Consider the following 23305-nt stretch of genomic DNA (forward strand, 5'->3'; position numbering starts at 1 on the left):
GTGACCCTCATCGCGATCGTCGGCGCCACGGGCACCGGCAAGTCGCGCTTCGCGCTCGACGTCGCGCACGCCCTCGCCGCCCGCGGCGGGTTCGCCGAGGTGGTGAACGCCGACGCCATGCAGCTCTACCGGGGCATGGACATCGGCACCGCCAAGCTCGCGGTCGACGAGCGGGAGGGCGTGCCGCACCACCTCCTCGACGTGCTCGAGGTCACCGACGAGGCCTCCGTCGCGGCGTACCAGCGCTCGGCCCGCGCGGCCGTCGACGACATCGTCGCGCGCGGCGGCGTCGCGCTGCTCACCGGGGGCTCGGGGCTGTACGTCTCGAGCGTGATCCACGACCTGCGGTTCCCGGGCACGGATGCCGCGATCCGGGCGCGCCTGGAGCGCGAGCTCGACGAGGTCGGACCCGGCCTGCTGCACCGGCGCCTGCGAGAGCTCGACGCCGAGACCGCGGCATCCGTCGACCCGCAGAACGGCCGGCGCATCGTGCGCGCGCTCGAGGTCATCGAGCTCACCGGCGAGCCCAAGGCCGCCCGACTGCCGGACGAGCCCGTCCCGTGGCGCCTGCATCGCATCGTGCACCTGCGCGCCGACCGCGCACGGCTGGTCGAGCGGCTCGACGCGCGGGTGCTCGACATGTGGGCGGCGGGCCTCGTCGACGAGGTGCGCTCGCTCATCCCCCTCGGCCTCGAGCGCGGGATCACCGCGCGGAAGGCCATCGGCTACGCCCAGGCCCTGGCCGAGGTGAACGGCCGGATGACGCAGGCCGAGGCGATCGCCGAGACGCAGGCGCTCACGCGCACCTACGCCCGACGACAGGTCGGCTGGTTCCGGCGGTACGCCGCGGCATCCGTGGTCGACGCCGACGACCGGGACGCGGTCGCCGCGGAGGCGGCCCGGCAGGCGGCCGCGACCGCCTGAGCGGCACCGGCAGCTCCCGGCGCGCGACCGCCGCCGGTGCGGCACGGCGGCCACGCCCGCCTCCCTAGACTGGTGCGATGGCGTTCGATCTCCGCTTCACCAAGGGACACGGCACGGGCAACGACTTCGTGCTCTTCAGCGACCCCGAGGGCGAGACGGAACTCACGCCGATGCGCATCGCCGCGGTGTGCGACCGGCACTTCGGCGTCGGCGGGGACGGCCTGATCCGCGCCGTGCGCTCGGAGCACCTCGCCGACGGCGCCGCCGCGCTCGCCGAGGACCCGGCCGCCACGTGGTTCATGGACTACTGGAACGCCGACGGGAGCCCGTCGGAGATGTGCGGCAACGGCATCCGCGTCTTCGTGCGCTACCTCATCGACCAGGGCCTCGTCGAGCTCGGCGCCGACGAGTGGATCGCGGTCGGCACGCGCGCGGGCGTGCGCCGGGTCCGTGCCCTCGGCAGCGGCGGCTTCGAGGCCGACCTCGGCGTGTGGCGCCTCGACGGCGGCGAGCCGCTCGTGCGGGCGAAGAACCTGCCGGTCGCGCGCCCCGGGCTCGGGATCGACGTCGGCAATCCGCACGTGGTCGTCGCCCTCGCCGACGACGCCGAGCTCGAGGGGCTCGACCTCGCCTACCTGCCGATCCTCGACCCGCCGCCGCCGGCCGGCGCGAACGTCGAGTTCGTCGTGCCCGCCGAACCGCTCGTCGAGGGAGGTCGCGGCCGGATCCGCATGCGCGTGCACGAGCGGGGCTCGGGTGAGACGCTCTCGTGCGGCACGGGTGCGGTCGCCTCGGCGCTGGCCGTGCGGTACTGGGCGGGGGAGGCCGCGCTCGACGAGTGGGTCGTGCAGGTGCCCGGCGGCGTCGTCGGCGTGCGCATGGTCGCCGAGGCCGACGGGGAGCACGTGCTGCTGTCCGGGCCCGCCGAGCTCGTCTTCGACGGCGTGCTGAGCCTCGCCTGACCGGGCAGCCGCCCGGGCGGCGCGTCAGGCCTCGCGCGTGACGGTCAGCACGCGGAAGCCCTTCGACGTGGACGCGCGGGCCACGGTCCAGTCCTCGCCGAGCTCGTCCGCGAGCCACCGCTGCAGCGAGTCGGCCCCGAGGTTCTTCTGCACCACGAGCCAGGCCTTCGCGCCGGTCTCGAGCCGCGGCAGCCACCGGCGGAGCATCGCATGCAGCTCGGCCTTCCCGATCCGGATCGGGGGGTTCGACCAGATCGCGGCGAACCGCACCTCGGCGGGAACATCGTCGGGCAGCGCCGCGTTGACATTGCCGAGGCCCAGACGCCGCGCATTCCTCCGGACCAGGTCGAGCGCCCGTTCGTTCACGTCCACCGCCCACACCGCGGCATCCGGCGCCTCGAAGCCCAGGGTGAGCGCGATCGGCCCCCACCCGGCGCCGAGGTCGAGCAGGTGGCCGGATGCCGGAGGCCGGGGCACCTCGCCGAGGAGCACCTGGGTGCCGAGATCGACATGACCGGGGCTGAACACGCCCCCCGCGGTGAGCACCTCGACGTCGCGACCGGCGAGCCGGACCGGGACGGTGCGGAGCGAGCCGTCGTCGGCGGGCTTCGACGAGAAGTAGTGCTCCTGCGGCATACACGGGAACCTATCGCACGAACGGAAGTAGGCTGGACCAGATGAACGACGCTGCACACGAGACCTCAGACGACGCCGTCGAGCGCGTGCTGCGCAGCGCCGAGACGCGCGCCGGCGTCGCGCGCTTCGGCGGCGGCGACGCCACGTCCATCCAGCGCGACGGCCTCGACCGCCTCGCCGAGGGCGACGGCTACGACGGCGAGCAGTACGACCGCGAGGAGCGCGCGGCGCTCCGCCGCGTCGGCGGGCTGTCGACCGAGCTCGAGGACGTCACCGAGGTCGAGTACCGGCAGCTGCGGCTCGAGAACGTGGTGCTCATCGGCGTGTACGCCCAGGGCTCGCTCGAGGACGCCGAGAACTCCATGCGCGAGCTCGCGGCCCTCGCCGAGACCGCCGGCGCGCGCGTGCTCGACGGCGTGCTCCAGCGCCGTCCGCACCCCGACCCGTCGACGTACCTCGGCCGCGGCAAGACCGAGGAGCTGCGGCACATCGTCGCGGCGCTCGGCGCCGACACGGTCGTCGCCGACACCGAGCTCGCACCGAGCCAGCGGCGTGCGCTCGAGGACGCGGTGAAGGTCAAGGTCATCGACCGCACCGCCGTCATCCTCGACATCTTCAGCCAGCACGCCAAGAGCCGCGAGGGCAAGGCGCAGGTCGAGCTCGCCCAGCTCGAGTACCTCCTCCCGCGCCTCCGCGGCTGGGGCGAGTCGATGTCGCGCCAGGCCGGCGGCCAGGTCGGCGGCGCGGGTGCGGGCATGGGTTCCCGCGGTCCCGGTGAGACGAAGATCGAGCTCGACCGCCGCCGCATCCACTCCCGCATGGCACGCCTGCGCAAGCAGATCGCGGGCATGAAGCCGGCACGCGACGCGAAGCGGGCGAACCGCAAGCGCAACGCCGTGCCGTCGGTCGCGATCGCCGGCTACACGAACGCCGGCAAGTCGAGCCTGCTGAACCGCATGACGGGGGCGGGCGTCCTCGTCGAGAACGCCCTGTTCGCGACGCTCGACGCGACCGTGCGCCGGAACACGACGGCCGACGGCCGCGTGTACACGATCGCCGACACCGTCGGCTTCGTGCGCAACCTGCCGCACCAGCTCGTCGAGGCCTTCCGGTCGACGCTCGAAGAGGTGGCCGACGCCGACCTCATCGTGCACGTCGTCGACGCGGCGCACCCCGATCCCGCGAGCCAGATCGCGACCGTGCGCGATGTCATCGGCGAGGTGGGCGCGCGCGACATCCCCGAGCTCGTCGTCTTCAACAAAGCCGACCTCATCACGCCCGAGGACCGGTTGGTGCTGCAGGGACTCGAGCCGAACGCGGTGTTCGCGTCGGCGCGCACGGGCGAGGGCGTGCCCGCCGTGCTCGAGGCGATCGGCCGCATGCTGCCCGATCCCGCGGTCGAGGTCGACCTGCTCGTGCCCTACGACCGCGGCGACGTCGTGTCGACGCTCCACGAGACCGGCCGGGTGCTCTCCACCGAGTACGTCGAGGACGGCACCCGCATCCGCGCCCTGGCCTCGCCCGAGCAGGCCGCGCAGCTCGCCGAGTTCCGCATGGGCGCGCTCGCGTAGCCTCCGATCACCGCACGGCCCGGACCGACCACGCGTCGGCCGGGCCGTCGGCGTTCGCGCGCGTGACCGGCGGCGCGGGCGGTCACGCGTCGTAACAACCTGCCCGGACGTCCCGCGCCGGGCGTATCGTCGCACCTGATCGTGGCGAGCGGCCGGATGCCGCCCGCCTGGAGCGACCGCCGAGCCCGGCACCCGCCCGCGAGACCCACCGGCCGAGACGGCCGGTCGGGCGCGGCGTGCCGCGCGTCCGACCGGCCGGTGCGGCATCCGCCACCTGGAGCACCATGACCGGAACCGGACCCGACGACGGCGACCGTCGGCCTCGGCCGCCGATCTCGTTCGAGCTGTTCCCGCCGCGGACCGATGCCGCGGCGCTGGCCCTCGGCCGCACGATCGACCGGCTCGCCGAGGTGGACCCCGCGTTCATCTCGGTGACCTTCGGAGCGGGCGGGTCCTCGCGGGACCGGTCGCTGACCGTGCTCCGGTACATGCTCGAGCACACCGACGTGGAGCCTATGGCGCACCTCACGTGCGTCGGGTCGAGCCACGCCGAGGCCAACCGGCTCGTGCGCGAGTTCCTCGACGCCGGGGTGACGAGCTTCCTCGCGCTGCGCGGCGACCCGCCCGCGGGTGCCGGACCCGAGTCGGGCCTCGGCGACCTGAAGAGCGCGGCGGAGCTCGTGCAGCTCATCCACCGCGTCCAGCAGGAGCGCGAGCCGTTCGGCCAGGCCGGGATCCCCGGCATCCCGGGCGCGACGCGCATCCTCGAGCGTCCGCGCCCGGAGCGCGTCGCGGTCGCCGCGTTCCCGAGCGGCCACCCTCGCTCGCGGGGGATCGGCCAGGACGTCGACGTGCTGCTCGCCAAGGAGGTCGCCGGCGCGAACCTCGCGATCACGCAGCTGTTCTGGCACGCCGACGACTACCTCGGGTTCGTGGAGCGGGCGCGCCGGGGCGGCGTGACCATCCCGATCCTGCCCGGCATCATGCCCGTCACGACCCCCGGGCGGCTGGCCCGGCTCCAGGAGCTCACGGGCGTGCCGGCGCCGAGCGAGCTCGCGATCCCGCTCGAGATCGAGCCCGACGCCGACGCGCTCTTCGACCTCGGGGTCGGCTTCGCCGCCGACCTCGCCCGCGAGGTGCTCGACAGCGGCGCACCCGGCCTCCACCTGTACACCTTCAACCGCCACGAGGCCGTGCTCGCCGTCCTGGACCGGCTCGGCATCCGTACGCCCGCCCACGCGGGAACCGAGAGGAACACGAGAGAACGATGACCGCACCCGCCTTCCCCGCAGGAACCATCCTCGGCTACCCCCGCATCGGGCGCCGCCGCGAGCTCAAGCACGCCGTCGAGGCGTTCTGGGCCGGCCGCATCGACGCGGACGAGCTCGAGCGGACCGCCGCCGGGCTCCGGGCCGCCACACGCGAGCGCCTCGCCTCCCTCGGCCTCGGCCGCACCGACTCGGCGATCCCCGAGAGCTTCTCCTACTACGACCAGGTGCTCGACGCCGCGGTCGCGGTGGGCGCGGTGCCCACGCGCTTCGAGCGGCTCCGCGGCTCCGACGGCAGCCTGGACCTCGCCGGCTACTTCACGGTCGCGCGCGGCGAGGGCGCCGATGCGCCGCTCGAGATGACGAAGTGGTTCGACTCCAACTACCACTACCTCGTTCCCGAGATCGGGCCCGGCACGGCGTTCGCGCCGCACGCCGAGGCGCTCGTCGCGCAGGTCCGCGAGGCCCGCGAGGCAGGCTTCGTCACGCGCCCGGTGCTCGTCGGTCCGGTCACGTTCCTCCTGCTGGCCAAGGCGGCGGATGACGCGCCCGACGGCTTCCGCCCGCTCGACCGCGTGGCCGACCTGGTGCCGGTGTACGCGCGCCTCCTCGCCGAACTCGCGGCGGCCGGTGCCGAGTGGGTGCAGCTCGACGAGCCCGCGCTCGTGAGCGAGAGCCTCGACGAGGCGCGGGAGCGCGTGCTCGAGGCGGCCGCGGCCGCATACGACGCGCTGGGCGCGGCGGACGACCGTCCGGCCATCCTCGTCGCCGCGCCGTACGGCTCGCTCGACGGCGCCCTGCCCGCTCTCGCGGCGACGCCGGTCGAGGCGATCGCGCTCGATCTCGTGCGCGGCGACCTGCCCGCGCGGCTCGATCCCGTGACCGAGGAGGCGCTGGCCGCGAAGACCCTCGTCGCGGGCGTCGTCGACGGCCACAACATCTGGCGCGGCGACCTCGACCGCGCGTTCGAGCGGGCGGAGGCCCTGCGGTCGCGCTCCGGCTCGGTCGCCGTGTCGACGTCGACGTCGCTGCTGCACGTGCCGCACGACGTCGAGGAGGAGTCCGCGCTCGACCCCCGCCTCTCGAGCTGGCTCGCCTTCGCGGACCAGAAGGTCGCGCAGATCGCCGTGCTCGCGCGGGGACTCGCCGAGGGCCGGGAGGCGATCGCCGCCGAGCTCGACGCGGCATCCGAGGCCCTCGCCGACCGCACCGCCGCACCGGGGGTGCGCGTGCCGGCCGTGCGGGACCGGTTGGCCGCGCTCGACGCCGCCGCCTTCTCGCGCGTCGCGTACCAGTCGCGGGCGGCGGCGCAGGAGGACCTCGACCTGCCCGCGCTGCCGACCACCACGATCGGGTCGTTCCCGCAGACCGCCGACATCCGCCGCGCCAGAGCCCGCCTCGTGAAGGGCGAGTTGACGGATGCCGCGTACCGGGAGCTGATGCGCGAGGAGATCGCACGCGTCATCCGCCTGCAGGAGGACCTCGGCCTCGACGTGCTCGTGCACGGCGAGCCCGAGCGCAACGACATGGTGCAGTACTTCGCCGAGCTGCTCGACGGCTTCGCGGTCACGCAGCACGGATGGGTGCAGTCGTACGGCTCGCGCTGCACGCGCCCGTCGATCCTGTGGGGCGACGTGTCGCGACCCGCGCCGATGACGGTCGAGTGGTCGGCCTACGCGCAGTCGCTCTCCGGGAAGCCGGTCAAGGGCATGCTCACCGGTCCGGTGACGATCCTCGCGTGGTCGTTCGTGCGGGACGACCAGCCGCTCGGCGACACCGCGCGCCAGGTCGCGCTCGCGCTGCGCGACGAGATCGCCGACCTCGAGACCGCCGGCATCCGGGTGATCCAGGTCGACGAGCCGGCGCTGCGCGAGCTGCTGCCGCTGAAGCGCGCCGACCAGGCCGCGTACCTCGAGTGGTCGGTCGGCTCGTTCCGCCTGGCGACGGGTGGCGCGGCGCCGGCGACGCAGGTGCACACCCACCTCTGCTACTCCGAGTTCGGCGTCGTGATCGACGCGATCCGACGCCTCGACGCCGACGTGACGTCGATCGAGGCGGCGCGCAGTCGCATGGAGGTCGTCGACGACCTGGCCGCGAGCGGGTTCGACCATGGCGTCGGTCCGGGCGTGTACGACATCCACTCGCCGCGCGTGCCGAGCGTCGACGAGGTGCGGGCGCTGCTCGAGCGCGCGGTCGGCGGGGTGCCCGCGGGCCGCCTGTGGGTGAACCCGGACTGCGGTCTGAAGACGCGCGGCTACGACGAGACCGTCGCGTCGCTCGCGAACATCGTCGAGGCCACGCGCGCCGTGCGTGCGGGCGTGGCGATCGGCGCGAGCGCCGGCTAGTCGGCGGACGGGGGCGGGTGACGCGGCGTCGGCTGCGGCATCCGCCGCTCGTGCGCCGCCGGCCCGGCCGGGCCGTGAATCAGACGGCTCGGAGGACCGCGACCACCTTGCCGAGCACCTCGGCATGGTCGCCGAGGATGGGCTCGAATGCGGTGTTGCGGGGAAGCAGCCAGGTGTGCCCGTCGCGTTGCCGGAGTACCTTCACGGTCGCCTCGCCGTCGAGCATGGCCGCGACGATCTCGCCGTTCTCGGCCGTCGGCTGCGAGCGCACCACGACCCAGTCGCCGTCGCAGATGGCCGCATCGATCATCGAGTCGCCCACGACCTTGAGGATGAACAGCTCGCCCTTGCCGACGAGCTGGCGGGGGAGCGGGAAGACCTCTTCGACCTGCTGCTCGGCCGTGATCGGCACGCCCGCGGCGATCCGGCCCACGAGCGGGACCATGGTCGCGTCGCCGATCGTCGGCGCCTCGGCGACCGTCGGCTGGCGCGGCTCGGTGCCCGGTGCGTCCATGAGGATCTCGAGCGCGCGGGGCCGGTTTGGGTCGCGTCGCAGGTAGCCGGCGAGCTCGAGCTGGTTGAGCTGGTGGGTGACGCTCGAGAGCGAGGAGAGGCCCACGGCGTCACCGATCTCGCGCATGCTCGGCGGGTAGCCGCGCTCGGCGACCGAGTCGCGGATGACCTCGAGGATGGCCACCTGCTTCGCGCTGAGCCCCTTGCGCCGACGTGAACGACCGCCTGCGCCGGGTGCCCGGTCGATGTCGATGCTCACGGTGCTGGCCTCTCGTCGGGGCCGCCATGGCCCGGATGTCGGTGGTCGGTGTTCGACTGTCGTCGGACATTCGAAACTGTATCCGCCTGATGTGCTCGCGACAAACATCTGTTCGAGTGTGTCGCGCGATCCGGGCCGAAACTCCCACCCGCGGTCCTTGCAGGGGCGATTGTTCGAAGATATATTCGGAACACAGCTTCGCATCCGGCCCTCCCGGCCGAGGGTCGGATGCGGGCTCTCCCGAGGAGGTGCGGAATGAGTGCAGTGCTGATGGGGTCGACCGCCGGTGCGTCGGTGACCGGATTCGCCGGGGCGGGCCCCCGTACCCGACTGCGCCTGACGCGTCGCGGCCGCGGGGTCGTCACGGTGCTGGCCGCCCTGCCGATCCTCGCCGGGGTCCTCGTCGGCACGCTGTCCTCCGGCGGGGCCGTGGCGGGCATCGACGACGGCTCGGCGCCCGTCGTGTTCGAGACCGTCGTCGTCGGCGCCGGCGACACGCTGTGGGGGATCGCCGAATCCGTCGCACCGTCGGAGGACCCGCGCGAGGTGATCCTCGAGATCATGCGGCTGAACGGCATGTCCGACGCCGTGGTGCAGCCCGGGCAGCGACTCGCCCTTCCCGTCCTCGATTGAGCCGCGGGGCGCTGCGTCACCCGGCGCCGCACTCGGCGGGGCGCCGGCGCGGCGCGGATAGCATTGATCGGTGACGAGTCTCGACGACCTGCCCATCCGCGACGACCTGCGCGGCAAGTCCCCGTACGGCGCACCGCAGAAGCGCGTGCCCGTCGCGCTGAACGTCAACGAGAACACGCACCCCATCCCCGAGGACGTCGCCCACGACATCGTCGCGCGCGTCGCGGCGGCCATCATCGGCCTGAATCGCTATCCCGACCGCGAGTTCGCCGACCTCCGCGTCGCGCTCGCCGGTTACCTGGGGCACGGCCTCGTGCCCGAGCAGCTCTGGGCGGCCAACGGGTCCAACGAGGTGCTGCAGCACGTCCTGCAGGCGTTCGGCGGGCCGGGCCGGACCGCACTCGGCTTCGCGCCCACCTACTCGATGTACGGCCTCCTGGCCTCGGGGACGGGCACCGCCTGGGTCACCGCCGACCGCGACGCGGACTTCGAGCTCACGCCCGAGACCGCGGTCGCCGCGGTCGAGCGGCACGATCCCGACCTCGTGCTCCTCTGCTCGCCCAACAACCCGACCGGCACGCCGCTCGGCCGCGAGACCGTCGAGGCGGTCGCCGACGCCGCCCGCGGAATCGTCGTGGTCGACGAGGCCTATCAGGAGTTCGCCGACCCGGGCACGCCCAGCGCGCTCGGCCTGCTGCCCGGGCGTCCGCGACTGCTCGTCTCCCGCACGATGAGCAAGGCGTTCGCCTTCGCCGGCGCCCGCGTGGGCTACCTCGCCGCCGACCCGGCCGTCGTCGATGCCCTCCGGCTGGTGCGGCTGCCGTACCACCTGTCGGCGCTGACCCAGGCGGCCGCGCTGGGCGCGCTCGCTCACGCCGGCGAGATGCTCGCGATGGTCGACGAGATCCGCGCCCAGCGCGACCGCATCGCGCGCGAGCTCGCCGCACTCGGCTACCGTCCGTACCGCAGCGGAGCCAACTTCGTGCTCTTCGGCGGGGTCGACGACCCGCACGCCGTGTTCGAGGCGCTGCTCGAGCGCGGCATCCTCATCCGCGAGATCGGTCTGCCGGGGTGCCTGCGCGTCACCGCGGGCACCGAGGCCGAGACCACCGCGTTCCTCGAGGCGATGGCGGCGTTCACGCCGGCCGCATCCGCCTCGGCCACCTGACCGCGCCGTACGGCGACCCCACGGACCCGCGGAATAGGATGACCGCATGACCACCGACCGCCCCGGGCGCACCGCGCGCGTGCAGCGCGAGACGAGCGAATCGAGCATCGACCTCTCCATCGACCTCGACGGCACGGGCACGAGCGACATCGAGACCACGGTGCCGTTCTTCGACCACCTGCTCACGGCGTTCGCGAAGCACTCGCTGACCGACCTCACCGTGCGCGCCCGGGGCGACATCCAGATCGACGTCCACCACACGGTGGAGGACGTGGCGATCGTCCTCGGCACGGCGATCCGCCAGGCGCTCGGCGACAAGCGCGGCATCTCCCGGTACGGCGACGCGCTCGTGCCGCTCGACGAGGCGCTCGCGCAGGCCGTCGTCGACATCTCCGGCCGACCGTACCTCGTCCACGCCGGCGAGCCCCCCGGCTACGAGTTCCACCTCATCGGCGGGCACTTCACCGGCTCCATGGTGCGTCACGTCTTCGAGGCCATCGCGTTCAACGCCGGGCTGACCGTCCACGTCACCGTGCTCGGCGGTCGCGACCCGCACCACATCGCCGAGGCGGAGTTCAAGGCGTTCGCCCGCGCGTTCCGCCAGGCGAAGGCGCACGACCCGCTCGTCACGGGCATCCCCTCCACGAAGGGCGCGCTGTGAGCCGCACCCCCAGCGTCGCCGTGCTCGACTACGGGTCGGGCAACGTCCACTCGGCCGCGAAGGCGCTCGAGCGCGCCGGGGCCGACGTCCGGCTGACCGCCGACCGGCGTGCCGTGATGGAGGCCGACGGCCTCCTCGTGCCGGGGGTGGGGGCCTTCGCCGCGGTCATGGACGGTCTCCGCGCGGTGCGCGGGGACGAGCTCATCGACCGTCGCCTCGCGGGCGGTCGCCCCGTGCTCGGCATCTGCGTGGGCATGCAGGTGATGTTCGAGCACGGCGTCGAGCGCGGCGTCGACACCGAGGGGCTGGGGGAGTGGCCCGGCACCGTTCGCGAGCTGCCGTCCGACGTGCTGCCGCACATGGGCTGGAACACCGTCGAGCCCGACGAGGGCTCCGTGCTGTTCGCCGGCCTCGAGCACGAGCGGTTCTACTTCGTGCACTCGTACGCGGCGCAGGACTGGCACCTCGACGTCATGCCGCCGTTCCCGAAGCCGAGGCTGACGTGGGCGGAGCACGGCGGGCGGTTCCTCGCGGCCGTCGAGAACGGCCCCCTCTCGGCCACGCAGTTCCATCCCGAGAAGTCGTCGGATGCCGGCATCCGCCTGCTCGCGAACTGGATCGGGTCGTTCGCCTGACGGCCACGGACCTTCGGTTCGTCATGACCGGCCCGCAGCGGACTAGGATGCTGTGACTGTGCCGAAGTCGCGAACCTCGCGGCATCCGATTCGAGGACAGTGATGAGTGAGTTCAGCAAGAGCCCCCGCCTGGTACTGCTTCCGGCAGTCGACGTGGCGGGCGGCAAGGCGGTCCGCCTGACGCAGGGCGAGGCGGGCACCGAGACCAGCTACGGCGACCCCGTCGACGCCGCCGCCGACTGGGCCGACCAGGGCGCGGAGTGGATCCACCTCGTCGACCTCGACGCCGCCTTCGGGCGGGGCTCGAACGCCGGCATCCTGAAGAAGGTGATCCGGCAGGTCCGCGGCGTGAACGTCGAGCTCTCCGGCGGCATCCGCGACGACCGGTCGCTCGAGCACGCGCTCGAGATCGGCGCCAAGCGCATCAACCTCGGCACCGCCGCGCTCGAGAACCCCGAGTGGGCGGCCTCCGTCATCGCGCAGTACGGCGACGCGATCGCGATCGGACTCGACGTCCGCGGCCACACCCTCGCAGCGCGCGGCTGGACCAAGGACGGCGGCGACCTCTGGCAGGTCATGGAGCGCCTCGAGGAGGCCGGGGCCGCCCGCTACGTCGTGACCGACGTCACCAAGGACGGCACCCTGCAGGGTCCGAACCTCGACCTGCTGCGCCAGATCATGGAGCGCACGCGCCGGCCGGTCATCGCGTCGGGCGGCGTCTCGAGCCTCGACGACATCGCCGCCCTGCGCCAGCTGGTGCCGCAGGGCCTCGAGGGCGCCATCATCGGCAAGGCCCTCTACGCGGGCGCGTTCACGTTGCCCGAGGCGCTGGATGTCGCCTCCCACTGACCCGGCCGGCGACTCCGCCGGTCGGCCGTGGGCCGGTCGGTCGTTCCAGTCGAACCCGCACGCCGGCGACGACGGGCGGATGCCGCCCGAGCTCGCCGCCGCCCTCGAGCGCTTCCGCTCCGGCGACGGCGGCGCGGCCGACGTCGTCGCGGCGTTCGGCACGTCGCGACTGCTGATCCCGCTGCTCGCCGAACTCGGCGACGGCGGCACCGAGGTGGGAGCCCACGGGCACGCCGTCGACAAGAGCCAGGAGCTCTCGATCGTCACGGTCGAGGGCCCGGACGGTCGGCGGGTCCTGCCCGTCTTCGGCTCCGTCGAGGCGATGTCGCGCTGGAACCCGCTCGCCCGTCCGGTGCCCGCCGACGGCGTGCGCGTGGCGCTCGCCGCGGCAGACGACGGCACCGAGCTCGTGGTGCTCGATCCCGCCAGTCCGACCGAGTTCGTGCTGCGCCGACCCGCCGTGTGGGCGGTCGCGCAGCAGCAGCCGTGGCGGCCGCCCCACGAGTCCGACGCGGTGCGTGAGGCGTTCGAGCGCTCCATCGCGGGTGAGCTGGCCGTCGTGGGCGTCGACCTCATGCCGGGCGACGCCGGTGCACGACTCCGCGGCCCGGAGCTCGTGGTCCGCATCAGGCTCGTCGCCGGCCTGACCAGGGTCGAGCTGGACGCCGTCACCGCGCGCCTCGCTCGGCGCTGGGCCGCCGACGACGTGATCGCGACCGGCGTGGACTCGCTCACGGTGCGCCTCACCGGCGACGGCGCGGGACCTCCCTCGACCGGAGTGCTGCCGTAGGCTGACGGCATGAGCGACGCCTCCGGGGGGAACGAGCGTCCGTTGCGGCACGATACCGCGGCCGACGACTCGGGCGACGACACCAGCGCCCTCGCGCCGCCGGAACGGCCGAGCCTGTCCGACGAGCGGCCGCCACCCGTGCTGAAGAACGTGCCGCCGCCCTCGTCGATCACGGTCGCGCGCGTGCTGTGGCTGTTCAGCTTCGCGGCGACCGCGGTGGCGATGCTCATCGCGTTCCTGTCGCAGGAGACCATCGCGAGCGAGCTCGAGGAGACGCTCCTGCGCCTGGCACCCGGGTACGAGGCGGGTTCCATCTCGTCGTTCGTGGACGTGATCTACTGGACCGCGCTCGCGAGCCTCGGTGTCGTCGTCACCGTCGAGGGGATCCTGCTCGCGATGGTGCTGAACCGCAGGGGAGGAGCGCGCTGGTGGCAGCTCGTCCTACTCGTGGTGCACGCCGGTGCGGTCGTGGTCGGCAGCGCCTTCCTCACCGTGGCCGAGTTCGGCATCGCCGTGGAGGCGATGCTGGTCGGCGGGTTGGCGCTCGCCGTCGCCGGATGGATCGCCGAGCTGCTCCCCGCCGCCCGTCGCTGGTTCCGCACTGCGGGCAAGGTGGAGCCGGCGCCGCTCGACTGAGACGGGTCCCGTGGCGATCACGAGGGCCTCGCAGCTGCGCGTGACCACGTCGCACGCCTCGGCGGCCGATCGGTCGAGGAGCGGGCTGCCCGCGAGCGCGCGCCAGCGCTGCAGTGCGGAGGTGGCCGCTCGGTGCAGTTCCTCCTCGGCCGCGTCGGGCGGCAGTCCCAGGCGGTCGGCCGGAGCGGTGCCGGCGGCCCCGATGAGCCGCTCGGCCTCGGCCGACTCCGTCCGCCCCAGGCCCAGGTCGCTCGTGCGCGCCGTCGAGAGGAGCGCGAGTTCCCGCAGCTCGTGCGCGTTGGACTCCAGCCGTTCGATCGAGCGCTCGATGAGCGAGGCCGCCGCGGGCGGCCGGTCGGCGAGCAGCGCGCGCAGCGCGGCGAGCGCCGAACTGGACTTCAGGGCGTCGGCGCGCGAGCGGAACTGACCTCCCACGAGGTGGATGAGGTCCTCCATGCCGGAGCGCCGGTACAGCTCGTCGGCGAGCGAGGTCGAGTCGTGGAAGCCCGCCCGGATCGACACGGAGGCCATCCGGATGCCGAACATGCCGAAGCGCTGCAGCAGGTTGCGACGTTCCTCCGCGGTCAGGTCGACGGGGGCGTCGTCGCGCACGAAGCGGTCGACCGAGACGAGCATCCGTTCGCGGGCCGTGCGCCCGAGCCGTGCCAGACGGCGCAGCGCGTCGAACTCCTGCTCGCGCAGGGTGCGCGCCGATTGCGCCAGCAGGCCGGCGACCGGGACCACGTCGAGCGCGAGGGAGCGCAGGGAGCCGTCGCTGCGGTACCGCTCGGCGATGGACCGGGCGGAGAGCAGCGCGTCGATGCGTCCGGCGCCGATCTCGTCGGCGCGCGAGAGCACCGCGATCGCGTTCACCGTGCGCGACCTCGCGACGGCCGTGTCGTGGAACGCGGAGAGGAAGCCGACGTCCGCGGCGTGCATGTGCCGGGTCAGGTAGACGATGGCGTCGGCCGCGGAGGGCGACGCCGCGGGCGTGAGGAACGCGGCGGAGCGCGCCGAGATGTCGGGCGAGAGCGAGGCGATGCCGGGGGTGTCGATGAGGGTCACGTCCTCCAGCCGCTTCGACGGCCACTCGACGACGACGCGCTCGACCTCCTCGGGCGTGGCCGGCGCGAACTCGATGGCGAGCCGGCCGTCCGGGCGGCGCACGGGGAGATGTCGCTGCTCGCCGCTCCGCAGGTGCACCGTGACGCGCGGAGTCGGCCCGTGGCGGTACCACACGATGACCCGGGTGCACTCGCCCGCGTCGGTCGGCGCGATCTCCTCGCCGATCACGGCATTGAGCAGGGTCGACTTCCCCGCCTTCACCATGCCCGCGATGGCCACCCGGAGCGGCTCCCGCAGTCGCTCCTGCTGCGCCCGGATGCGCCCGAGCGCCACGGCGTCACCCCGGCAGTGATCGGCGGCGAGCTCGAGGAGCTCGTTCGTCTGCTCCAGGAGACGTGCGTTCACGCCGTGCCGCTGGCGGTGGTCGTGCCGGCGCCCGTCGCAGTGCCCGCCGGCGGCGCGGCCGAGCTGGAGTGGCGCGGGGTGCCCGTCGCCGGGGTCGCGCCGTCGATGGCCCTCGCCCGGCTGGAGAGCGCGTCGACCTGCTGCAGATCGCTTCGCAGCTGCTGCACGCGCTTGTCGCGATCGCTCGCGTACATGTTCGCGGCCTTCTGCGCGGCGAGGACCGAGTCGGCCAGGGACCGGTGGTGCTCGTCGGCGATGGCCGTGAAGTGGTCGCGCGTGATGCGCTGCACGAGTCGCAGCCGGTCGCGCAACTGCTTGCCGACCTGGAAGATGATCTCGTCGACCTGCCGTCGGATGAGCGTCTTCGCCTCGTTTCGGCGACGCTGCAGCCGGTTCTCGACGTCCTCCTTGTAGGCCTTGCGCCCGATGACCGCACCCGCCGCGAGCGAGAGCGGGTTGATCAGCGACATCCCGATGATGCTCGTGATGATGCCCACCATGAGCACGCCGCCGTACGAGCCGCGGAGGCCGATGTAGAACTTCTGCATCGGTCCCATCCGGCCCGGGTCGAGCCCGGACATGGCGTCGACCGCGTCGAGGACCTCGTGGGTGTCGTCCACGTGGATCTGCGGGAGGGTCACCTCCTCCTCGTTGAAGTGCTGTGCGACCTTCGCCGACAGCCACTGGGCGCGCTCCTGGGTCCACACGAACGTGTCCGTGACCGCCGATGAGACCCGCTGTTCGAACCAGTCGACGAGTTCGTCCCACACGGGACCGGGATCGCCCTCGTCGATCGCCTCCTCGGCCTCGCGCTGGATGGTGCGGAGCCGGTCGCGCAGGTCGTGCTCCATGTCGGCGATGAGATCGGTCGCGCCGTCGTTCAGGGTGGTCTGCCAACGCGCCGAGTTGCGCCGGAGCTCATCGGCTCGCGCCTTGGTGGTCTCGAGCCTGGCCAGCATCTCGGGCGTCTTCTCCGGGCTCAGCAGCGCGCTCAGCTCGGAGTCGAGGGACAGCCGGAGGTGGTCGGTCGTGGAGACCAGGTCGGCGGCCGCCGAGCGTCGTTGCAGCAGCTCCGCCTTGCCGACGACGTCGCGGCGGAGGTAGGAGACGAGCTCGGTGAACCCCGACTCGGCATTCAACTCGGGATCGGACTCCTGCAGTGCGGCGAGGCGGAGGTTGGACGAGACGGGGAAGATCGGGATCGTCGGGTCGATGGACTGCAGGTGCCCGCGGTCGAGTTCCTCGACCTGCCGCCACTGCGGGTACAGGTCGATCTTCGTGAGCACGCACGCGACGTTCGGCGAGATCCGCATCGCGTGCCGCAGGAACTGGATCTCCGGTTCCGTGTACTCCTGCGACGCATCCGACACGAAGAGCATCGCGTGCGCCGCGGGGAGCGCGGCGAGGGTCGTGATCGCGTGCGCCGAGTTCAGGCCGCCGACGCCGGGGGAGTCGATGAGCGTGAGGCCGTTGCGCAGCAGCTTGCGGGGAAGCAGGACCTCGGCGGAGGCGACGTCCGTCTCGGTGCCTCGCCCGCCGCGCTCGGATACGTAGCGGGCCAGGTCGGTGATCGGGATCTCGGTGCGCTGCGATCGCCCGTCGGCCTCGATCGTCCCGCCGATCGCGCTCGTGGAGAGCACCGATGCGGAGGCGCGCTCGCCGTAGCGGACCGTCGTGGGGACCGCGGTCGCGATGTCGTCGTCGACGGGGCACACCGGGGCGTTCACGAGGGCGTTGATGAGCTGGCTCTTGCCCTGCTTGAACTCGCCGACGACGATGACCCGGATGTTCGGGTCGTTCAGGCGGTCGCGGGTCTGCTCGAGCCGGCGGCGCAGGTCGGGACGGTCGCCGCTGCCGGCCAGGGCGATGCCGCGGTCGACGAGTTCGATGAGTTGCTGCACCGTTGCACTCCCCTTCGGTCCTTCGATTCAAGCAGACTGCAGCCGAATCGGCCCGGTGCGTTCGCACGCACCGGGCCGAATCGGCGTGTCAGGTCGTCGTCACAGTGCGACGTCCTCGACCTCGACATCGACATCGGTGAGGTCGCCCGGGCCGCCCTCGAGGTTGTTGTCGTTGAACGAGTCCTCGACCTCGACCTCCTCGTTGAACGACTCCTCGACCTCGACATCGATCTCGGTGTCGTTGAGGTCGCCGCCGCCCTGCTCGACGTTGGCGTCCTCGAACGAGTCCTCGATGAGGTCGCCGCCGCCCTGCTCGACGTTGGCGCCGTTGTAGGCATCGTCGTTGAGGTCGCCGCCGCCCTGCTCGACGTTGTTGTCGTTCACCTGGAACGAGTCCTCGATGTCGACGTCGACGTCCGTCTCGACCGAGTTGTCGACCGAGTTGTCCTCGTTGAACGAGTCCTCGATCTCGACGTCGATCTCGGTCTCGTCGTTGTAGGAGTCCTCGTTGAAGGAGTCCTCGATGTCCACCTCGAGCTCGTGCTCCTCGTTGAAGGAGTCCTCGATGTCCACCTCGGTCGAGTTGTCGGTGTTGAACGAGTCGACCGCGATGTTCGTCGTGTTCGTCGAGTTGTCCTCGTTGAACGAGTCCTCGATCTCGATCTCGGTCTCCTCGTTGAAGGAGTCCTCGATGTCGACGTCGATGTCGGTGTTGTACGCGTCGACCACGGCGCCCGTGCTCGCCGCGACCGCGCCGTCGCCCGAGGCCGTCGTGACGTTGTTCTCGACGTCGTTGGACACGCCGACGATGCTGTCGTTCGCCCAGATGTTCGTGTTGACCGACTGGTCGTTCACGACGTCGCGGTCGTCGATGTACGAGTAGTTGTGCACGACGTTCATGATCTTCTGCACGGCCGCCTCGTAGTCGCCGTCGCCGTGATGGTGTCCGCCGCCGCCGCCGTGGTGTCCGCCACCGCCGCCGTGGTGTCCGCCGCCGCCGTGGTGTCCGCCACCGCCGCCGCCCCAGCTGCCGCCGCCGCCGCCGCCCCAGGCGCCGCCGGAGGCGCTGCTGTCGATGCTGTTGCCGCCGGTGTTGTACTCGCGGTTCCCGACCGGCGAGAAGTCCAGCGCGACCGGCAGGACCGCGTCGACGTCAGCCGCGCAGATGCCGTTCAGGCCGGCGTTGGTGAGCGCGGTGTCCGGGTCGGCCTCGAACTCGGCGCTCGCCTCCGGGTTGCGCAGCAGACCCATGAGGAAGTCCAGCAGCGCCGTCGTGATGTTCGACATGATCGTCTCCTCCATACGTTGAGATGGCGATGACCGACCTCACGCCGGCCCCCCGGAAGTCAGCTTCGTCCTCGAGCGGGTCCGCCGGCATCGGGGGCGAGCCCCCTCTTCGCCGAACTCCCGTGGGGGACTCGGGGTGGGGGGAGGGGGTGCGTTAGGGGATCGGGGCGGGGGAGCGCCCGCACGACGGGGTCCGACCCGCGATCGGGCCCCCGACGTCGCGCGGTCACGCCGCTCCCTCGTCGCCCAGGGCGGCGCGCAGCTTCGCGATGAGGTCGGATCGCGTCGTCGCGCCGAGGCGGCGCCGGATGCGTGCGATGTGGTGCTCGGCCGTCCGAGGCGAGATGAAGATCGCCTGGCCGATCTCGGCGTAGGTCCTGCCCTCGATGACGAGGCGCGCCACCTCGCGCTCCCGCGCGCTGAGGATCCCGTCGTCGCGGTCGCCGGAAGTGGTCGCCGCCGCGGGCTCCCGCTCGGGCGCCGGTCCCGCGCCGACCGGCTGCGACTCGTCGGGGTGCAGGCTCCGCGCCAGCGCGAGCAGGCGCAGCGAATCCTGGTGCTCGGCGGCGCGTCCGGCGGCGTGCCCCGCGAGCCGCGCGGCGTCCCACGGGTACCCGGCGGCGGCCAGGTCGTGCGCCGCTCGCTCGACGGACTCCACGTCCACCCGTCCCGCGAGCGCCGAGGCCCACGTGCGCCCGGCTCGCGCGAGCAGCTGCGCCGTGCGGTCGCCGTCGCGGGCGTCGAGGGCGTCCGCGTGCCGGCGCACCGCGTCGTCGTCGTTGCGCAGCAGTCCCGACTCGATCTCGGTCCAGTGCAGCGCCGCCGTCAGCGGCGCGGGGTTCCCGACCCGCTCGAGCAGCTCCCACGCCTCGCCGAGTCGCGGAGCGACGACGTGCATCTCGCCGAGGCGAGCGGCCGCGACCGCGAGTTCGCCGAGGGCCGGGAGGTCGGTGAGGTCCAGCCGCATCCCCGCGACGACGTGCCGCGCCGCGCCCCACGCCCGGAACAGCCCCGGGATCTCGCCCTGGTGGCGCGCGAGCCCGACCGTGAGGGCGCCCGCGAGCAACTCGTCGCGACGGCCGGGTGGTCGCGCCGCGGCCTCGGAGGTCGCGGCCGCGAGGTGCGCGCGGGCGTGCAGAGGCCGGTCGGCGCGGAGCGCGACGAGGCCGCGGGTGAGCTGCAGGCGCACCGAGAACGCGGGGCCGCCCTGTCCGGCCTCGATGGCCGCCGCGAGCACCTCGTCGGCGATGCGGGATTCGCCCACCGCGAGCGCCACCTGGGCCGCGAGCACCGCCGGCACCTCCGGCAGGGGCGTGGCGGTTCCGGCCTCCGACAGCAGGCTCGACGAATTGAGCAGCGAGGCGAGCGCCCGATCGGGCTCGCCCTCGATGACCTGGAGCAGACCCTCGGCCATGAGCTCGACGGCCAGGTGCGACGACGTCGGGTAGGCGACGCGGTCGCCGTCGGCGCGAAGGGCGGTCGCGCGGTCGAGCTCGCCCGTCGCGGCGAGGCTCAGCACCGCCAGCGGCGTCAGCGCGCACTCCTCGCCGGCGAGGCGCTCGTACGCCTCGGCGCTGCGGCGAAGCAGTCCCTGGCGCGCCCAGACCGCGGCCGCGACCGTCACGCCCCGGCGGACGTCGGCGGCTTCCGGCCGGTCCAGGAGCCGATCGACCAGGCGTTCGGCGGCGCGGATGTCGCCGGAGCCCCAGGCGGCATGGGCCCGGCGAGCCTCGAGGGCGGCGGGGTCGGCACCCACCGCGACGGCGGCGGCGTAGCGTCGCGCGGCCCGGACGGCGTCGACGGCGAGCAGCTCGTCACCCGCCCGCTCGAGCGCGGAGGCGATGCGGTGATCGCGGAACCCCTGGTCGGCGAGCGAGAGGGCCACCTCGTCGAGCGGCATCCCGGCGGACTCGAGGGCGTCGACGAGCTCCCGGCGCAGGGACCACGCCTCGTCGGGGAGCGCGGTGCTCAGGACCGCCGTCCGCACGAGGGGCGCGAGCCGGCCGTCGGCGCCCACGAGACCGGATGCCCTGGCGGCCTGCATGAGCGCGAGCGTGTCGGCGCCCGAGAAGCGGGGCGCGGTGGCGAGGGCGGGTCCGGACGCCGAGAAGCCGACGGCCAGGGCGAGCACGAATCGGCGGGTCGTCCGGTCGAGTCCGTCGAGCTCCTCGGCCACGTGCGCGAGCACGGAGGGCGGCGGCGGACCTGGGGGCTCCGGATCCCACGCGTCGTCGCGGACCGCGACGAGGATGAGGTCCACGAGACGGGCATTGCCGCCGGTCAGCTCGAGGATCCGCTGGGCCGTGCCCGGATCCACGGCGTGCCCGAGCAGCAGGTCCGCACGCTCGCCGACCTCGGCGACCGAGAGCGGATGCAGCACGATCGCATGCCGGCGACCGGCCTGGTCGAGCACCTCGGTGGCCGCGGCGGCGGGAACGGGACGGAACGCCACGACGAGATGGGCGAGGTCGTCACCGAGGACGCGCTCGAGGAGCGGGACCTCGCCAGCGGCGAGCTGCTCGCCGTCGTCGACCAGCACGACCACGGGGCCGGAGGCGGCCTGTGCGACGGGCGGATGAGCCGCGTCGAGTCCGTGGACGACACGCGCCCCGCCGGCGTCCAGCTCGGCGGCGATGCGCCCGAGCAGCGTCGACTTCCCGGATCCGCCCGGACCGGTCACGCCGGCGATCACGCGGTCGTCGCCGCCCAAGATGAGCCGAACCAGGGCCGACGCGTCGGTCCACCCGGCGACGTGGGCCGGGTGGAGGTCGTCGTTCGCTCGTGCTGGCGGGGTCATGGGGCCGGCGCGGGCTCCGTCGGTTCGGAGGTCGGCTCCGCTGCGACGGTCGGCTCGGGCGCCGGCTCGGGCGCAGGTTCGGGCGCGGGCTCGGGCGCCGGATCCGGAGCGGGCTCGGGCTCGGGCTCGGGCTCCGGCTCGGGCTGCGGATCCGGGACGGGCTCCGGCTCGGGCTCGGGCACCGGGTCGGGGGTCGGGTCGGGCACCGGCTCGGGCGAGGGCGAAGGCGAGGGATCCGGGTCGGGGGTCGGGCTCGGGGCAGGATCGGTCACCGGCTCCGTCGTGCCGTCCGTTCCCGGGCCCGAGGCCGACGACGAGTCGTCGCGCCCCGAGGATCCGGAGGAGGAACTCGACGAGGGCGAGGCCTGATCCGCGGTCGACGCCGTGGTCTTCCCGGGCTTCAGCGGGCCCGGCGACGCCTCGAGCTTCGACTCGTCCGCTCGGGTGAGCGGATCGTCGGTCGGGGCCGGACGGGGTGCGGCGGACTCGTCGCCGGCAGCGCCGCCACCGGTGACGTATCTTCCCGCGGCCGTCGCTGCACCCGCCTCGTCGAGCTCGGCAGCACCGCCGGTCGGATCGCCCTGGCCACCGCCGGCGCCGAGCGGCGTGATCGGCACGAGCACGCCGAGCAGGGCGGCTGCCGCGCCCGCGAGCAGGGTGGTCCGCAGACCCATCGAGAGCCGCGGCGCACCGCCGTCCCGACGCAGCCACGCCGGAAGGGCGGCACCGCGTCCGTCGGCCGAGGCCGGTTCCGCATCGTCGTCGCCCGTGGGCTCGACGATCTCGGCGGCGGGCGCGAGGACCGGTTCCAGTCGGCCGGCGGCGGCGAGCGCCGCGCCCTGGCTGATCGAGGCCTTGGGGTCCGCGTCGATCGAGACCGGGACGCCGAGTTCGGACGAGATCAGCTGGGTGACGGCGGGGATGCGCGAGGATCCCCCGATGAGCAGGACCGTCGCCAGGTCGTCGGCGTCGAGGCCGGCCGCGGCGATGGCCTCGCGCAGGGTGTCGACCGTTCGCCGCAGGTCGGCGTCGATCATCTGCTCGAACTCCGACCGGACCAGCCGCACGCGCGCATGCCCGCTGGGCAGCAGCACCGGCACGGCGGTCTCCGCGTCGAAGGAGAGCGCCTCCTTCGCCTCGGTGCATTCGCGCCGCAGCCGCGCGAGGGCGACCGTCGTCTCACCGGTGCCCTCCTCGAGGTCGCCGATCGCATCGCCGGCGGAGCCGAGCACGTGGTCGAAGACGGCCTGGTCGAAGTCGGACCCGCCCAGGCGGTCGATGCCCCGCGGCGTGCCGACCAGGCGCAGGCCCCGGCCGTCCTCGAGCCGCAGGAGCGCGACGTCGAAGGTGCCGCCCCCGAGGTCGTAGACCGCGACGACTCCGCCGTCGTCGAGGTGGTGCTCCGAGAGGTACTTCAGTCCGGCCGCCTCGGGCTCGCTGACGAGCTCGGCGTCGCCGAGGTCGACGGCGTCGAGGGCGCTCCGGATCGATTCGACGCGGTGGCTGCCCCAGGCTGCCGGGTGCGAGAGCGTGACGGATGCCGGCGGTGCGCCCTCCTGCTCCGCCGCGCGCTCCACGACCCATCGGGCCAGCAGCGCGAACAGGTCCTCGGGTGCGACGACGAGGTCGCCGACGATGAGCGGCGTCTCGTCGCCGATGCGTCGCTTGAAGCCGCGGATGACGCGGTCGGGCGCGTCGATCGCCCGGCGTTCCGCAGGCTCGCCCACGACGACGGCGCCGTCGTCGCCGAGGTAGACCACGGTGGGCATCGCGGCCTTGCGGCTGCCGAGCTCCAGCGGAGCGCTGACGAGGGCACCACCGGCGTCCCGCCGGGTGATCGCGGCGGCGGTGTAGGTCGTTCCGATATCGATTCCGAGCGCGTACGAGTTCACCGACTCTTACCCCCCTGCGCGGCACCGGCGGAAGCCGTTCGAGTCCGTGCCGCGACCCGCCTGATTGTCCTCCGGGTGCCGGACCGCGGCAACCCGGTGCGCATCCCC

General features: G+C 73.4%; 18 protein-coding genes. 11 read left to right on the forward strand and 7 right to left on the reverse strand.

The features are described 5' to 3' along the window. Both miaA and dapF read left to right on the forward strand, forming a co-directional pair. A complete protein-coding gene (gene miaA, locus WBQ80_RS13825) occupies positions 1 to 924 on the forward strand; it encodes a tRNA (adenosine(37)-N6)-dimethylallyltransferase MiaA (RefSeq protein WP_336573148.1) in 924 nt (307 codons plus the stop codon). Between the two features lie 77 nt (positions 925 to 1001). Further along, positions 1002 to 1886 (forward strand): diaminopimelate epimerase, encoded by an 885-nt coding sequence (gene dapF / locus WBQ80_RS13830; RefSeq protein WP_336573149.1) that lies wholly within the window; start codon positions 1002 to 1004, stop codon positions 1884 to 1886. Between the two features lie 24 nt (positions 1887 to 1910). On the opposite strand, the gene WBQ80_RS13835 is transcribed toward dapF, so the two are convergent. Then, on the reverse strand, positions 1911 to 2522 hold the full coding sequence (locus tag WBQ80_RS13835; RefSeq protein WP_336573150.1) for a class I SAM-dependent methyltransferase: 612 nt from the start codon (positions 2520 to 2522) through the stop codon (positions 1911 to 1913). A gap of 41 nt (positions 2523 to 2563) precedes the next feature. On the opposite strand from WBQ80_RS13835, the gene hflX reads away from it, so the two are divergent. The 3 genes from hflX (at position 2564) to metE (ending at position 7706) form a co-directional block, all read left to right on the forward strand. Further along, positions 2564 to 4093 carry a GTPase HflX gene (gene hflX, locus WBQ80_RS13840; RefSeq protein ID WP_336573151.1) on the forward strand — a complete coding sequence of 510 codons (1530 nt, stop codon included), beginning with the start codon at positions 2564 to 2566 and terminating at the stop codon, positions 4091 to 4093. 284 nt (positions 4094 to 4377) lie between these two features. Then, complete coding sequence (locus WBQ80_RS13845) at positions 4378 to 5364, forward strand: methylenetetrahydrofolate reductase (protein WP_336573152.1); 987 nt, start codon at positions 4378 to 4380, stop codon at positions 5362 to 5364. Further along, positions 5361 to 7706, forward strand: a complete 2346-nt coding sequence (gene metE, locus WBQ80_RS13850; protein WP_336573154.1) for a 5-methyltetrahydropteroyltriglutamate--homocysteine S-methyltransferase — start codon at positions 5361 to 5363, stop codon at positions 7704 to 7706. Before WBQ80_RS13845 ends, metE begins: the two co-directional genes overlap by 4 nt. 79 nt (positions 7707 to 7785) lie before the next feature. Here the strand turns inward: metE and lexA are convergent, their stop codons facing one another. Continuing rightward, positions 7786 to 8586 carry a transcriptional repressor LexA gene (lexA, locus tag WBQ80_RS13855; RefSeq protein WP_442892723.1) on the reverse strand — a complete coding sequence of 267 codons (801 nt, stop codon included), beginning with the start codon at positions 8584 to 8586 and terminating at the stop codon, positions 7786 to 7788. A gap of 147 nt (positions 8587 to 8733) precedes the next feature. Between lexA and WBQ80_RS13860 the strand changes: the two genes are divergently transcribed. The 6 genes from WBQ80_RS13860 (at position 8734) to WBQ80_RS13885 (ending at position 13214) form a co-directional block, all read left to right on the forward strand. Next, positions 8734 to 9111, forward strand: a complete 378-nt coding sequence (locus WBQ80_RS13860) for a LysM peptidoglycan-binding domain-containing protein (RefSeq protein ID WP_336572977.1) — start codon at positions 8734 to 8736, stop codon at positions 9109 to 9111. A gap of 70 nt (positions 9112 to 9181) precedes the next feature. Continuing rightward, positions 9182 to 10279, forward strand: coding sequence for a histidinol-phosphate transaminase (locus tag WBQ80_RS13865; RefSeq protein ID WP_336572976.1), 1098 nt, complete (start codon positions 9182 to 9184; stop codon positions 10277 to 10279). Positions 10280 to 10325: 46 nt separating this feature from the next. Then, positions 10326 to 10940 (forward strand): imidazoleglycerol-phosphate dehydratase HisB, encoded by a 615-nt coding sequence (gene hisB, locus WBQ80_RS13870; RefSeq protein ID WP_336572975.1) that lies wholly within the window; start codon positions 10326 to 10328, stop codon positions 10938 to 10940. Beyond that, positions 10937 to 11575, forward strand: coding sequence for an imidazole glycerol phosphate synthase subunit HisH (hisH, locus tag WBQ80_RS13875; protein ID WP_337282582.1), 639 nt, complete (start codon positions 10937 to 10939; stop codon positions 11573 to 11575). The genes hisB and hisH overlap by 4 nt, the downstream gene beginning before the upstream one ends. A gap of 102 nt (positions 11576 to 11677) precedes the next feature. Beyond that, positions 11678 to 12424: a bifunctional 1-(5-phosphoribosyl)-5-((5-phosphoribosylamino)methylideneamino)imidazole-4-carboxamide isomerase/phosphoribosylanthranilate isomerase PriA gene (priA, locus tag WBQ80_RS13880; RefSeq protein ID WP_336572973.1), complete on the forward strand. Its 747-nt coding sequence runs from the start codon at positions 11678 to 11680 to the stop codon at positions 12422 to 12424. Continuing rightward, positions 12408 to 13214 carry an SseB family protein gene (locus WBQ80_RS13885; RefSeq protein ID WP_337282583.1) on the forward strand — a complete coding sequence of 269 codons (807 nt, stop codon included), beginning with the start codon at positions 12408 to 12410 and terminating at the stop codon, positions 13212 to 13214. Before priA ends, WBQ80_RS13885 begins: the two co-directional genes overlap by 17 nt. Positions 13215 to 13655: 441 nt before the next feature. Here WBQ80_RS13885 and WBQ80_RS13890 read toward each other — a convergent pair whose 3' ends face one another. The 5 genes from WBQ80_RS13890 to WBQ80_RS13910 form a co-directional block, all read right to left on the reverse strand. Beyond that, positions 13656 to 15320 carry a dynamin family protein gene (locus WBQ80_RS13890; protein ID WP_336572971.1) on the reverse strand — a complete coding sequence of 555 codons (1665 nt, stop codon included), beginning with the start codon at positions 15318 to 15320 and terminating at the stop codon, positions 13656 to 13658. Continuing rightward, complete coding sequence (locus WBQ80_RS13895) at positions 15317 to 17221, reverse strand: dynamin family protein (RefSeq protein ID WP_336572970.1); 1905 nt, start codon at positions 17219 to 17221, stop codon at positions 15317 to 15319. Before WBQ80_RS13895 ends, WBQ80_RS13890 begins: the two co-directional genes overlap by 4 nt. A gap of 99 nt (positions 17222 to 17320) precedes the next feature. Continuing rightward, complete coding sequence (locus tag WBQ80_RS13900; RefSeq protein ID WP_336572969.1) at positions 17321 to 18508, reverse strand: IniB N-terminal domain-containing protein; 1188 nt, start codon at positions 18506 to 18508, stop codon at positions 17321 to 17323. Positions 18509 to 18734: 226 nt separating this feature from the next. Then, positions 18735 to 21305 carry a LuxR C-terminal-related transcriptional regulator gene (locus WBQ80_RS13905; protein ID WP_336572968.1) on the reverse strand — a complete coding sequence of 857 codons (2571 nt, stop codon included), beginning with the start codon at positions 21303 to 21305 and terminating at the stop codon, positions 18735 to 18737. Beyond that, positions 21302 to 23197, reverse strand: a complete 1896-nt coding sequence (locus WBQ80_RS13910; RefSeq protein WP_336572967.1) for an Hsp70 family protein — start codon at positions 23195 to 23197, stop codon at positions 21302 to 21304. The genes WBQ80_RS13905 and WBQ80_RS13910 overlap by 4 nt, the downstream gene beginning before the upstream one ends. Positions 23198 to 23305 lie beyond the last annotated feature (108 nt).

Source organism: Agromyces sp. CCNWLW213 (assembly GCF_037199545.1).
GTDB lineage: Bacteria > Actinomycetota > Actinomycetes > Actinomycetales > Microbacteriaceae > Agromyces.